The following is a 12,846-nucleotide window of genomic DNA, read 5'->3' as shown; positions in this document are numbered from 1 at the left end:
TCGCTGAGTGATCGCTGGGACGGCTACTTGCTTCTGAGGTTCGTCATGCTGTTCGACAAATCCCTGATGGCCGCCTCGGTTTCGTCTTCCTGGGTCTGGAAGGTGCGATCGCTGGAGTGCAGCGCATCGCTCACATCCCGGAGTCGGTCGTTCAATGTCTTGATCTCACCGTTCAGTTCCCGGTGCATGGCCTTGAACGCCTCGGCGCCTTTGCCCGCCCACTGGTGCCCGGTCTCAACGGTTTCCAGCAGCCGCTTCGCGGTACCCGCGATGTCCTCGACCACTTGTTCCATGTCGGTCTTGGCCTTGATGAGCGCGGGGGAATCAACCTGTGTTGTCTTGGCCACTTCCGTAATCCTTTCGTTGTCGCGTGTCTGGTGATGTCTGCTGTGTGTCGCTGCACTGCGTTACGGCATCCACCTCTCTCCCGGAAGGAGGCCGATCAACGCGGAGATACTCTGCGTCACACGGTGGTCCGTCCCGGGCGCGAAGGTGGTCCAGAACTGGCCGTCGCCGGTTTGGGTGGGGGCAGCGACGATCCGGCCGCGCGCGGTGTCGTAGACCGCGACCGCGGCGGCGATCCGAATGGCCGACCCGTCACGGTGGTGGTAAGCGGCGATCTCAGCGTGTGTGTGGCATCCGGCCATCGCCATTCCGAACTCGACGGCCTCGCGCTCGGCGCACCCGAAATGGAAAGCGATGTCGATGAAATCGCCGGAGCTGTGGGCGGCGTCCATACGCTCGCGTAGCCGGCCCGCGAGCCCGCCGAAGGCCGTGATGCCGGCCGCGGCGCCGGGACCGAGGGCAGCCAGCAAAGGCCGCGCCAGCACGGCATGGTCTTCGTCGCCCCAGACCTGCCGGATGTCGAATTCGTTCCCAGACCGCACCGCCACCGCATGCTCGAGTCCACGGCGCGCCAGGCACACTCGACGCGTTCCGTCCGGCCGATGGACGCGGGCGACCAGTTGCCGGTCGGGCCGGGCCAGTACGTGCAGTGCGCCGGCCAGCTCGGCGTCGACATCGCCGTAATCGTCGATCACACCGGAACCGATCAGCATGGCCCGAGCTTCTCGGCGCGCCGTCCGCCACGCGTCGATGTGATCGTGCGGCTGCACCACGGCGAGAGCCACGGGAAACGTCTGCACGCCCAGCAATTCGGCCACCGTCAGTAATCCGTCATTGGTCACCGTGGTCACGTGCTCACCTCCGGCGCATCGATCCGGCGCGCACGCGGCGCCGACTGTCCGCCGACGACGGCGGGCGCGGTGTGGTATCCGGCGTCGAGCCCGATCCGGTCCGGATCGTCCGCTGCCGCGGCGGCACCCGCGCCGAGATGATCGGTGTGCTCCTCGTCCTGTGCGTTCGCCGCGGCAGTCAGCGGCGCGAGCGGTGGTAGCGACGTGATCGGTGCCGGCGCCACGGTGACCGGGGTGGTGGATTCGACCACCACCGGCTCGGTGACCGTCCGCGCGATCGCCTGCGCTCGGTACGCGGTTTTCGCCCGCGGGAACGCACCTGGCGGATTGATCCGTGCCAAGGACGAGCCGAGTGGCGGTGAGAGTGGCCCGGCCGACGGCTGCTCGGCCGCGGCACGCTCAGCCGTCACAGCGATGTCGCTGGTGAGCCTCGGCGGTTCGGGCTGGGTCCACGGCTCGGCCAGCGGAGTGGTCGCCTTCTCGTATTCCTGCATCACCCGGGCCGCGTGCGCTCTGGCGACATCGGTCTCGTCCTCCAGCTCGGCGGAGACCGCATGCAACGGCGATCCCAGTATATTCCCCTGCAACAATGCGTCTTTCAGTATTTCCAGGGTGGCCAGCGCGGACCCGCTCGGCATGGCGATCCGGGCGATCTCATACGCGGCCGCCTGCGCCTGCGCCTTGGCGGCGTTGGTGGCCGCCGCGGCGGCCGCGTCGACCAACCACGTGCCCAGCTCCGCGAGCCGGCCGATATTCCCTTCGTTATGGTCGGACGTCCATACCCGGCCGAGTTCGGCGCGGATCAGCTCGTATTCGATAGCCGCCTCGGCCAACCCGGCGGCCAACCGGGCGAACGCCGATGCGGCGTGCGCCATAGGCGCGGCTCCCGCCCCCGTCTCCAGGTCGCGCACAAGCTTGTCCGGGGGCACCGCCTCCCATATTCGACCGGTGAATCCGGCTTCGTGTGCTTCCGTCATCGAATACTGCCTTCGGCCGACGCTGCCGCGGATTCGCTAAACCCGGCGGGTGCCCGGCTCGAACATCGTGGCGTTGTCGTCCTCGACACGCTCGACAGACCGGGTGTGCGCGCGCAACGTGGCAGCCAACTTCCGCAGCTCTTGCGCACCACTGTCGTGAATCTGCTGATACTGGGCGCTGACGGCGTTGACCGTCTGGGTGGCCCGTCCGGACACCTCGTCGGCGCCCGCGGGCGCCAACGTCAAGTCCTCACGGGTGGACTCGAGGTCGCGTTCCAAACGCGCCGACAGTGCATCGAGCCGCGCCGCCACGGCGCGGATCGCGGCCGGATCTAGTTGGACTGTTCCGTTCATCGGTTCTCTCCTGGGATCTTCCGGTGTCGGCTCATAACGTCAGGGCCTTGTCCGGTGGCTCGCTCAGATCGTCACCCACCGCGCCCACCACGGGTGTCGCGGCGGCCTCCGGGGCGGCGACGACCTCGTCGTCGAGTTGTCCGGTCACCAGCGGATCGTGCACCGCGGTGCTGCCGGGATCTCCCGCGCGTGCCGCCGCGGCCAGGGGTGCGATCGGCATCATCGGTGCGGCAGCGCTCGCCGACCGCATGACGGTTTCCCCGGTGACCGATCCCGAGGACGACGTGCCGCCGCCCATCGTCATCGGATTGGCAATGCCCGCCACACGCAGACCGCCGGCCTGATACGCCTGCAGGGTCCGATGCTGGACGGCGCCACCACCTGCCGCCACCGCGCCCCCGACATAACCTGCCAAGGGCGCCTCGCCCGATGCCGCGGAGGTGCCCTGATCCGCGGACGGTTTCACGGCCTCGGCCGTGGCAAGCTCCTGCCGGGACACATCCTGCTGCAATACCCTGCTGCCTTGCTGCAACATCTGGGTGAGCGGTTGTACGAGTTGCAGCACCTGCTGAAGCATCTGCTGTGGATCACCGCCCGCCGCGTTCGGCGCGGACGTAACAGACACAGGTTGGCCCGCCGCTGCTATTTCGGCGGTGTGGATGCTCAATTGCGCACGCACCGCCGCCACCACCGCCGCGGACTCCGCGGCGCCTTCTGCCACCACTGCGACGACGGCGGGCTGGCCGCCTGGCACCGCCGCCAGCGCAGCCGATGTCGACGCCGTCTTCGCCGCGATCGCGGCGAGCGCCGCGTTGCCCACCTGGACCGTCATGGCGGCCTGAGTGACGATCGAGTCGATCGCACCTGCCTGCGTAGCGACCTCCCCGGCATTGGCCTGCGCCGCGGTGGCCTTGTTCGCTGCTGATTGCGTTCCCTGCCCGGCCATTCCGGATAGCATCCCCAGCGCCTGCGTACCCATGGATATCGCTTGACTCATCCCGTTGGCCACACCGGAGAGGATCTGCTGAGGATTCGCCCCGTCGATATCACCGAGGCGTCCGGTGCCGAATTGGCCGAGCAGGTCGGTGATCGGTTTCAACAGCGTCGCAGGGTCGAGGACCGGCAGCGGCGGCAGCCCGGGTAGCGGCGGCAGTGGCGGAAATTGCGGTAGCGCCGAGCCGATTTCGGCCAGCACCTGGTCGACCGGTCGCGCCACGAGCGGTCCGGCCGCGAACTGGCGCAGCGTGTCCTGCACCGCCGGATCCAGGGGTGCGGGGCCGGGCGCAATCATGCTCGCAACTTCGTGAACTCATCCGCACTGGCCGACTCGGTGGCTTCATAGGAGGCCGCGGCAAGCTCCGCCGCCACCGAAGAGGCGGCGTGCACCTCGGCGAGCCGGCCCACGGCATACAGGTGATTGGCTTGCGCCTGCGCGAACGAGGCCAGGAAGTCCGCTCCGATCGGCCCGAACACCGGCGCCGCGGCGGCGATGGCGGCTGCCTGGTCCACCGCGCCCGACATCGCCACCGCCGCGGCCTGGGTCGCGTTCACCGCGCCGAACTGACGGAAAACCGTGGGAATCACCACAACATCGCTCATGGCAAACCTCTCTCACCGAGCAGCGGCTCGTTATCTCGGGCATACGGTGCGCGGCACCCGCGGACTAACTCGCTGTCCTTTTCAAGCGATCGACATGAACTCGGAATGTCGAAAAGAGTTGAATCACCGTGAATTTCGATGCGGGAAGCCCACCTCTCGATGGTGCGATACCCCGCCCCGATCCAACCAGTAGGGATATCCCTACATCGGGTTTACTCCCCGGCGCAGCGGTTGAAACGGTGACGGCGGTGGCCGCCACAACCGAACATAGTGGTCCGGACATCGTGGGCTCGGCAGCGTCCCCGATGATCTCGGCCCCCGTCGGCACCGATGCGGCTCGCTTGTGGCGATGGTCCACGGCCACGGGTAGACCTGCTGGTAGGCCGGACCTCGCCCGCTGCTGGCCGCCGGCGGGAACTCCGACATGGTTGTCGACCGGCTAGACCGTGTTGAACGCCTCGATCATCGCCGCTTGCTGAGCAAACGCCTCCCGAGCCGCAGACCGCGCGGTATCCACCACAATCCGCTCGAATTCGTCCGGGGTCATCGCGGAAATCGCGCCGGACAAACGCAGTTCACGCAGTGAACCGTTTCCGTCGACCACCGCGGTGACTGCCCCCTCGGCGGACACGCGCGTCGCCCGGATCGCCGTCAAGTTGTCGGCAAGTCTGGAAAGTCGCTCCGCGTGACTACGCAGTTGCGCCTGGACGACGTCGACTCCAGCCGACCCGTCGCTACTCATATCCCCCCCGAAGCCAACTACCTGGGTGGTATTCCATCTCGTCCTCGTCCTCGTCGAGTTCGGCGTCAGCGACCTCCTCGGCGGTGGGCAGCCCGAGCCGCGCCATGACCTCCGCGTCGACGCCCGCCTCGGCCAGTTCGGTCCGGCGGGCCAGTTTGGCGCGGTTGGCGGCCCGAGCGGTCAACTTCATGATCTCGCGCGCCACCTCGTCCGGATGGCGGCGTAACTCGGCGCGGTCGATCGAAATCGTTGTGGGCAGCCCGGTTTCCGTGGCCTCTACCGTCATCGAGCCGGCGGTGGACGTCGCGGCGGCAGTGAAATAGGCGGGCTGGGGTGTCGTGGTCATACTCGCCGCCCGACGGCCCGGTTCTCGTCGTCGATCACCAGTTGCACTTCCTCGATCTCCTCGTTGATGAGATGGACCAGGCCTTTCGCGTCGACGCCCTTGGCGATTGCCCGGTTGTCGCCGACGATCGCGTATCTGCCGTCGTCGAGGATGTCGCGCCACCGCAGTCTGCGGCGTGTGCGCCCCCGCGGCCCGAAGGCCGACTCCCCTTGGACGATGTCGATCCGCCCAGCCGCCGATGTGGGCAGGCGCCAAAATGCCTCGGCCCGCTGTGCTACCGAGTCCTCATCGTCGTCGCGGAAGCGGGAACGACCATAGGAATAGTCCAGATCATCGCCCGCGTTCTCTCGACGCTGCGAGGGAAGTTCGGTATGGGGCCGCCTGCCCGCGACCATCCGAGGCAGCACGCCCACCACAGCATCGGCCACTGTCGCCGGGTCACAGGCGGTCACCACGAAACCGGCGGCATGCCAGACGGTTCTACCCGGCAACTGTCGCACCACGAAGGCTCGATCACCGCAGGACGCCGCGTAGATGCGAATCGCTGTCGCCGGGTTCTCGGGCGCACGCGGATCGACGCCGGTAACCTGTACCGTGAGATCCGGGCGGGCGAGTGCCGCGAGCGGCCCGTCGATCGTCTCGTCGGGTTCGGACGCGAGGCGATCGCGCACCCGCCGTTTGGTCGCCTCGTACTCGTCGCCATCGATGATATCGGTGGTGAAGATCAACGGGGCGGGTAGTCGGTCGCCGGTGGCGACCTCCCAGCGGACGACGAATTCGAGATCGTCGAAGCGCCTTTCGGGCATCATCTGTCCAGCACCGCCTTGAACACCGTCGGAGCCTCACCCAGCGCCTCATCCAGATGCTCGGTGGACTGTAGATACTTCGGCGGCTTGTGGTCACCGCCTTTGCCCTGGCCGGCGCCCTGCGCACCGTGCGGGGCGCCGGCACCAGGAGATCCCGGCGTTCCCGCCATGGGCTGCGGGCCGGGGGCCAGCCCGGCGCGGGGCGCCGCCTCGCCCGTTGTCAGTTCCGCACTCGCCCTGGGGAAAAGGCTCGCCGGATAGTCCCGCATCGGGGTGGCGGCTGTTGGACCGGAGAGAGGACCACCGCCCCCGCCACCCCCAGCTCCACGGCCGCCTCCGCCGGTCGGCGTCTTGCCTTCAGCACCGGACAACGCAGAATTCAGCGCCTTGGCAGGATCCGCCAGGTGGCCGGCCTGGGGCAGGCCACGATCGGCCTGCTGCGCGAGATTGCCCGCCTGTTGCGCCATACCCGCGAGTTGGCCGAGTTGATTCTGGCCCGCCAGCTGCGGGCTCGGATTACCTGTTACCGGCATTTGCCCACCGAGCTGTTGGGTGCCGTCCGGGACCGGATACTCCTGCGTGGACGTGGGATTCGGCACCTTGTATGGCGTTGGAGCGATATACGGATCGGTATTCGGATCGAGTCGCTCACCTTTCGGCAGGCTCTCCGGCACCGCATCGCCGAACTTCGGTCCTACCGGCTCGATCTGCTGCGGGTCGGTCTGCCGCTGGTTCCCCTTGGGTTGTTGTTGCTCGCCGCCGCCCCGTTGCCCTGGACGCTCACCCGTCGTTTTCGGATCGGTCTTCTGCTTCGGATCGATCCTGGTACGCGGGTCGGTCTTCGTGTTCGGATCAGTCCGGGGAGTCACCTTCGGCGGCGTGAACTGCGGGATCCGGTCCCGGCTGATCTTGAACCCAGCCAAATAGGAACGAGCGTAATACTCCCGAAACTCGGCCAACGAGGTCAAAAAGAACCCGCCACCATTCATTCCTCCGGTCACCTCGTCCGGCGAATCAATATTCTCCTCACCCTTGGTCGGAGCCGATTCCACCGGCATGCCATAAGGGGTCCCTTCCAACCAGCCAGCCGCGAACGCCAACTCCATCCCCATCACACTCATACCCTTGTGCAGCGCCGCCAACTCGGCCTGAAAGCGACCATAAGCCGCCACCGCCGCCTTCGGCGACTCCCCCTTCCACCCGGTGAACGCCTTCTCCAGACCAGATTTGAGATCCTCCACCGACGCCCTGAGCTCATGCGCAAGCCAAATCCAGTTCTGCCCAGCCGCGCGGACCGGACCCGACCTGATCGACCGCCCCAGATCCCACAACTGATACCACGTCATCGCCTCAGCAGGCACCCAAGCGACACCAGAACCAAGAAACCGCACCCCCGCACTCTCCGGATCAAAAACCTCCAACTTATGCTCTTTCGAATTACGCCCCTTATCGAAAACCCCAGCAGTAATAGTCTTCGCAGTCCCCTCGAAACGCCACCGATACGCCGCCGGACGATCGATAGCGAAACGACGAGCACTATCACTTTCCGTAACCTCGAAAAGATCACCCGCCTTCACATACACCTCCCGCATACCCCGCACCGTCTCCCGATGACCCCGCAACATCGTGCCCAAATCCTCGGCCCGATCCACAAACTTCCGCCCCAACTCGACACCTTTACCCCCCGGCAACCTACCGAACCCCTCCGCAGCGAAATGAAGCCCATTCTTACCCACAACCCCACCGATCGCACTCAACGCACCCTCCGCCACAGCCAACGCCTTGGCAGCCTCGAACGCCGTATCCCCCCGAACCGAAAACTCCTTACCACCAGCCCGTTTCAACTGCCCCCAAACATCAACCATCCTGCGATCTCCTCGTCATCGGTCGATCAGTGGGCGATACACGCAAGCCATCACCCACAGGCTCACCCGAATGAGCCGCCGAATACACGAAAGACCCACCATCGTGCACCCCGTCCGGTTCGGTCTCAGCCGACCTGCCCGCATACGGTGCGGCGGCGAGCGGGTGCTCCTGTGGCGGCAGCACCAGCGGCTCGATCACCGGCGCGGGAGGAAGCGACTCGGGAGGATCATCCGACTTCGGGAACAAGTTCGTCCGGCGGTCGGCCGGCGGTTCCGTGGCAGACGGGCTGGACGCGGCACCTCCGCCGTGTTCATGCCGCTGGTTCGGAACTTTCGACTCATCCGAGTTTTTCGGTTCATGAACATCAACCGGGTCGGCAGGACGCGGCTCGCTGGAAGCCACGTCAGGAGATGGCATCCCCAGTTGCTCCATCTGGCTCGCGGCGGCAACCCCCGCCTGGATGATCGCCTGCACTCCTTGTCCAGCGGCTTGGGCAAAAGCACCCGCCGCCAGCGCGATTCCAGCCAGCGCCGCCGTAGCGTCCTGGGCGCTCGATTGCGGTTGACCGGGCAACCCGGCACTTTCCTGCTGACCGATAGACCCCATCGTCTGCTGACCGGTGGATCCTGTCGTCTGTGGACCGGCGACTTGTTGAACGCCGGTGTCACCGGGGCCGGATTGAGGGGACGCGACCTCGGCAATGCGCTGGCCGCCCGACAGCACCTTGTCAGCCGCGCTGATGGCGTCCTGGCCGGCCCGCACATATTGCTCGCCGGCCGCAACCACCTGGTTCGCCATGTTTCGGTATTGGTCGGCCTGCTTGATCGCCTGCGCGGTATGCGGGTCATGCTTATTCGTATCGCTGAGCACCTTTTCCGCATCAGTGATCTGCTGCTGCCCCTGCTTGATCTTCTGCTGCCCGGTCCGGACCTCTCGCTCCCCCCGCTCGATCAGCTCCTGACCTTTCTTGACCTGCGCTTCCCCCTGGGCAATATTCTGCTGCCCCTGGCTGACGAGACCGCGCGCGAGGTCTGCTCGTCCCTGCTCGATCAGAGCGGTACCGTGGCCGACCTGGGCTATCCCCTCCTGGGTGGTCTTCGTGCCTTTATTGACGTCCTGGACGCCCTGCTGAATTGTCTTGGATCCCTGTCCGATTCGCTGCACACCAGGTTGTTGTTGCTCGCCGCCGCCCCGTTGCCCTGGACGCTCACCCGTCGTTTTCGGATCGGTCTTCTGCTTCGGATCGATCCTGGTACGCGGGTCGGTCTTCGTGTTCGGATCAGTCCGGGGAGTCACCTTCGGCGGCGTGAACTGCGGGATCCGGTCCCGGCTGATCTTGAACCCAGCCAAATAGGAACGAGCGTAATACTCCCGAAACTCGGCCAACGAGGTCAAAAAGAACCCGCCACCATTCATTCCTCCGGTCACCTCGTCCGGCGAATCAATATTCTCCTCACCCTTGGTCGGAGCCGATTCCACCGGCATGCCATAAGGGGTCCCTTCCAACCAGCCAGCCGCGAACGCCAACTCCATCCCCATCACACTCATACCCTTGTGCAGCGCCGCCAACTCGGCCTGAAAGCGACCATAAGCCGCCACCGCCGCCTTCGGCGACTCCCCCTTCCACCCGGTGAACGCCTTCTCCAGACCAGATTTGAGATCCTCCACCGACGCCCTGAGCTCATGCGCAAGCCAAATCCAGTTCTGCCCAGCCGCGCGGACCGGACCCGTCCTGATCGACCGCCCCAGATCCCACAACTGATACCACGTCATCGCCTCAGCAGGCACCCAAGCGACACCAGAACCAAGAAACCGCACCCCCGCACTCTCCGGATCAAAAACCTCCAACTTATGCTCTTTCGAATTACGCCCCTTATCGAAAACCCCAGCAGTAATAGTCTTCGCAGTCCCCTCGAAACGCCACCGATACGCCGCCGGACGATCGATAGCGAAACGACGAGCACTATCACTTTCCGTAACCTCGAAAAGATCACCCGCCTTCACATACACCTCCCGCATACCCCGCACCGTCTCCCGATGACCCCGCAACATCGTGCCCAAATCCTCGGCCCGATCCACAAACTTCCGCCCCAACTCGACACCTTTACCCCCCGGCAACCTACCGAACCCCTCCGCAGCGAAATGAAGCCCATTCTTACCCACAACCCCACCGATCGCACTCAACGCACCCTCCGCCACAGCCAACGCCTTGGCAGCCTCGAACGCCGTATCCCCCCGAACCGAAAACTCCTTACCACCAGCCCGTTTCAACTGCCCCCAAACATCAGGACTACCCATACCGCCTTCTCCCCCTCACCGTTTGCCCCACCCACTACCGAGAGAACTCGGGCAGCAGCCGCGATATATACCAAGTCGCCCCCACCTCAGGTCACGGTCATGGTGAGAGCTCGATTTTTGTGCGCTGACAGCATGTCCGCGCACTCGGCCGACACACACACCGGACAATGGCAGAACACGTGCAAGAGAACTCACCGGCGTTCCTCCTGTATCGCGGCAACAATGTGGGCGATGGCGTTGTTGATCGCCGCGGCCATCCGGCGCGCGTCCGCACCATTGGCAGCGGAAGGGCTTCCGGTGATGACATACCGGCCATCATCGGCGAGATCGCGCCAGCGCACGGTCCGACTGCTGATGCCGCGCGGTCCGAATGCGGAGTGGCCCTGGAGCACGGTGACAGACCCGGTCATCGCCGCGGGCAGAGCCAGAAAGCGGTTGGCACGAGTTCGGATGGCCTCGCCATGGTCGATGCCACCCTCGGGCAGCACGATATCGCGATACCTCCCCGGGCCCACCGTCGGCAGCGCGTCGACGACTGCTTTCGCGAGGTCGAGTGCGTCCAACTCAACGATCGTGTAACCCCCACTGTGCCATCGAGTTTCACCAGGAAGCTGGGTCACCAGATAGCCGGTGCGGCGGAGTCGGCAGGCGTGCAGCCGGATTTGCCCATTCGGACTGTCCGGATCGCCTGGACTTCGGCCATGCACGACAACGCGGATGTCCGGTCTGCCGAGGACGGCCAGCACCGGATCCAGTGCGGCACCGTGAGTGGCGCGTACTCGCACGGCAGCCTGTCGTAGCTCGCGTTCGGAATCCGCGAGCAGTTCGGTGCGCGACGTATAGAGCAGTGGCTGCGGCAACTGCTCTTCCCCCGCAGCGGACCATGCCGCCGCAAACTCTAGGTCGGTGAGGTCCCAGGTTCGTCTCATCGGTCCACCACCGGGCGGTATGCCGGAGGAATGTGCCCGATCGCCTCGCCCAGATGCTCTTCGGAGTTCAGGTACTCGGCAGGCTTGTGCTCTTTGTCCTCCGCATGATCCGCTGCCCGCCGCGCCGCCGGTGCCGGAGCGCCGGGCGAACCGGGCACCCCCACACGTGGACCAGCGCGGCCCACGGGCTCCGCCGATGGCGCTGCTACCCGTGGAAATAGCTGCGCCGCCGGCCGATTCGTCAGTGCGCCCGCTCGTGGTACGCCGCCGCGTGCACCAGCGCCGCCGCCCGGAGCCGCGCCGCCGGCCGAGCGTGGAGCAGGTTTGGCAGTCGTCTGTGCGGGAAGTCCGGCTAGGCTCGCCCCGCCATGTCCGGCCGGCGCCTGTGGTTTTTGGGCGCCCATGAATGCCGGACCCGCCATACCCGAGTTGTCTGCCTGGCCGAGGTCGCGCGGTTGATCGGACATCCCGACCGACTGATCGGGGATGCCGCCCGGATAGCCGGACAGGTTGTCCGGTTCGCCGGATTCGAACGTTTGTATCCTGTCGACGTCCGGACCGAGGCGCAAATCCACCGGACCGCTCTCGATGGGCGGGCTGAATCCCTCGATCCGGTACTTCTCCTCGAGTGGGCGGATACGAACCCTGGTGTCGCGGTCCTCTGCGATGGTCTGACGCGGCGTCGCGGACCGTCGGCTCGGTGTATCGACGCCGCTGGTCACCGGTGAGACGGGGTGCGGCAGCGTGGGTACACCGGAAGTAGTGTCCTGCAGGCCAGAGGTGTAATTCACCTTCATGAGGATCCGGAAGGCCTGCAGACCGCCGGCCTCGAGTTGTTGTTGCTGCTGCTCGGTGAGGTGATCCGGGTGCGGTAGATCTTTGAAGGCGTTATAGGCCCCCTGCAACACCTGTGCGGTCGTCGAAAGCTTTTCTCCCACACCTGTCATCGCGGTGTCGAGCGTGTCGATGTCGTTGATATATCGATGCACAGCTTCGCGCGCCGAGTCGGCGCCGCTGCCCTCCCACCCGCCGTCCCCGCCCGGCCCGGCCTTCATGGCGTTGTCCAGTACCCCACGATAGGTCTGGAAGCCCTGCCGCACGTGGCCGGCCACGTCCGTCCACATTGCCTCGGCGGCAAGCGCCGGATACCAATTGATGCTCATCGCCCACTCGTAGAGCTGGCGATAGTTCTTGTTCATCGGATCCACCCAGCGGATATCGGCGTACTCGGGAGCCACGCCGCCCCGGTAGGCAGTCGTCACCGTCCCCGAACCGAGCAATCCCTCCTTCGATACCGACAACGCCTTCGGGCGGATCTTCGCGAACTCCTCGGCACTGAGGACTTCGGTGTTGTGAAAGCGCACCCCCACCGCCCGGAAGGCCGCGGCCTGGTCGTCGAGCACGGTCAGGTGCGAGTCCAGGGCTCCGGCCAGTTCGTCGGTGGCCTTCTTCCGAAACCGTGCCGACACATCGCTGCCGTCACGAACGGCGCTGACGGGACCGAACTGGTCTCGGTCCACGAGCTGCTGGACTCCCTTCAGTTGAGCGACCAGATCGCGCACACCGTGCATGAGGTCGACAACGCTCTGCCGGTCGAATTGAAGATTTCCCGCGCCGGCGCCAGAAGCCACCCGGCCCCACAAATAGTCCTCGCCAGCCATGCCTTCGCCTCACTTCACGAGAACACGCTGCCACCGCACACCCTCCAGATTCGGCGTTCCGACTCGTGAGTG

At 65.7% G+C, this 12,846-nt stretch carries 13 protein-coding genes; all 13 read right to left on the bottom strand.

Translation table 11 applies throughout. From position 1 onward, the window contains the following. Positions 1-23: 23 nt before the first annotated feature. The 13 genes from AB0C34_RS02000 to AB0C34_RS01940 all read right to left on the bottom strand — a co-directional run bounded on the left by AB0C34_RS02000 (position 24) and on the right by AB0C34_RS01940 (position 12,774). Entirely contained in the window at positions 24-347 is a 324-nt protein-coding gene (locus AB0C34_RS02000; protein ID WP_357066518.1) for a WXG100 family type VII secretion target, read from the bottom strand. Positions 348-407: 60 nt separating this feature from the next. Further along, the gene (locus tag AB0C34_RS01995; protein WP_357066516.1) at positions 408-1,196 is read right to left on the bottom strand and encodes an ESX secretion-associated protein EspG; all 789 of its coding nucleotides are present in this window, start codon (positions 1,194-1,196) and stop codon (positions 408-410) included. After that, positions 1,193-2,173 (bottom strand): PPE domain-containing protein, encoded by a 981-nt coding sequence (locus tag AB0C34_RS01990; protein ID WP_357066514.1) that lies wholly within the window; start codon positions 2,171-2,173, stop codon positions 1,193-1,195. Before AB0C34_RS01990 ends, AB0C34_RS01995 begins: the two co-directional genes overlap by 4 nt. 36 nt (positions 2,174-2,209) lie before the next feature. Beyond that, entirely contained in the window at positions 2,210-2,527 is a 318-nt protein-coding gene (locus AB0C34_RS01985; protein WP_357066512.1) for a PE family protein, read from the bottom strand. Positions 2,528-2,558: 31 nt separating this feature from the next. Then, positions 2,559-3,818 carry a hypothetical protein gene (locus AB0C34_RS01980; protein ID WP_357066510.1) on the bottom strand — a complete coding sequence of 420 codons (1,260 nt, stop codon included), beginning with the start codon at positions 3,816-3,818 and terminating at the stop codon, positions 2,559-2,561. Beyond that, a complete protein-coding gene (locus tag AB0C34_RS01975; protein ID WP_357066508.1) occupies positions 3,815-4,126 on the bottom strand; it encodes a type VII secretion target in 312 nt (103 codons plus the stop codon). The genes AB0C34_RS01980 and AB0C34_RS01975 overlap by 4 nt, the downstream gene beginning before the upstream one ends. A 439-nt stretch (positions 4,127-4,565) precedes the next feature. Further along, positions 4,566-4,868: a YbaB/EbfC family nucleoid-associated protein gene (locus AB0C34_RS01970; protein ID WP_357066506.1), complete on the bottom strand. Its 303-nt coding sequence runs from the start codon at positions 4,866-4,868 to the stop codon at positions 4,566-4,568. Continuing rightward, positions 4,861-5,214: a hypothetical protein gene (locus AB0C34_RS01965; RefSeq protein WP_357066504.1), complete on the bottom strand. Its 354-nt coding sequence runs from the start codon at positions 5,212-5,214 to the stop codon at positions 4,861-4,863. Before AB0C34_RS01965 ends, AB0C34_RS01970 begins: the two co-directional genes overlap by 8 nt. Beyond that, complete coding sequence (locus AB0C34_RS01960; protein ID WP_357066503.1) at positions 5,211-6,023, bottom strand: ESX secretion-associated protein EspG; 813 nt, start codon at positions 6,021-6,023, stop codon at positions 5,211-5,213. The genes AB0C34_RS01965 and AB0C34_RS01960 overlap by 4 nt, the downstream gene beginning before the upstream one ends. Then, positions 6,020-7,885, bottom strand: a complete 1,866-nt coding sequence (locus tag AB0C34_RS01955) for a hypothetical protein (protein WP_357066501.1) — start codon at positions 7,883-7,885, stop codon at positions 6,020-6,022. Before AB0C34_RS01955 ends, AB0C34_RS01960 begins: the two co-directional genes overlap by 4 nt. Next, positions 7,878-10,184: a hypothetical protein gene (locus tag AB0C34_RS01950; RefSeq protein ID WP_357066499.1), complete on the bottom strand. Its 2,307-nt coding sequence runs from the start codon at positions 10,182-10,184 to the stop codon at positions 7,878-7,880. Before AB0C34_RS01950 ends, AB0C34_RS01955 begins: the two co-directional genes overlap by 8 nt. Before the next feature lie 191 nt (positions 10,185-10,375). After that, positions 10,376-11,113, bottom strand: coding sequence for an ESX secretion-associated protein EspG (locus tag AB0C34_RS01945; RefSeq protein WP_357066497.1), 738 nt, complete (start codon positions 11,111-11,113; stop codon positions 10,376-10,378). After that, positions 11,110-12,774, bottom strand: coding sequence for a hypothetical protein (locus tag AB0C34_RS01940; RefSeq protein WP_357066495.1), 1,665 nt, complete (start codon positions 12,772-12,774; stop codon positions 11,110-11,112). The genes AB0C34_RS01945 and AB0C34_RS01940 overlap by 4 nt, the downstream gene beginning before the upstream one ends. Positions 12,775-12,846 lie beyond the last annotated feature (72 nt).

It is taken from the genome of Nocardia sp. NPDC049220, assembly GCF_040647855.1.
In the GTDB taxonomy this organism is placed as follows: domain Bacteria; phylum Actinomycetota; class Actinomycetes; order Mycobacteriales; family Mycobacteriaceae; genus Nocardia.
Note: the sequence above shows the minus strand (reverse complement) of the source record. Positions and strands in the feature narration are given on the sequence as shown.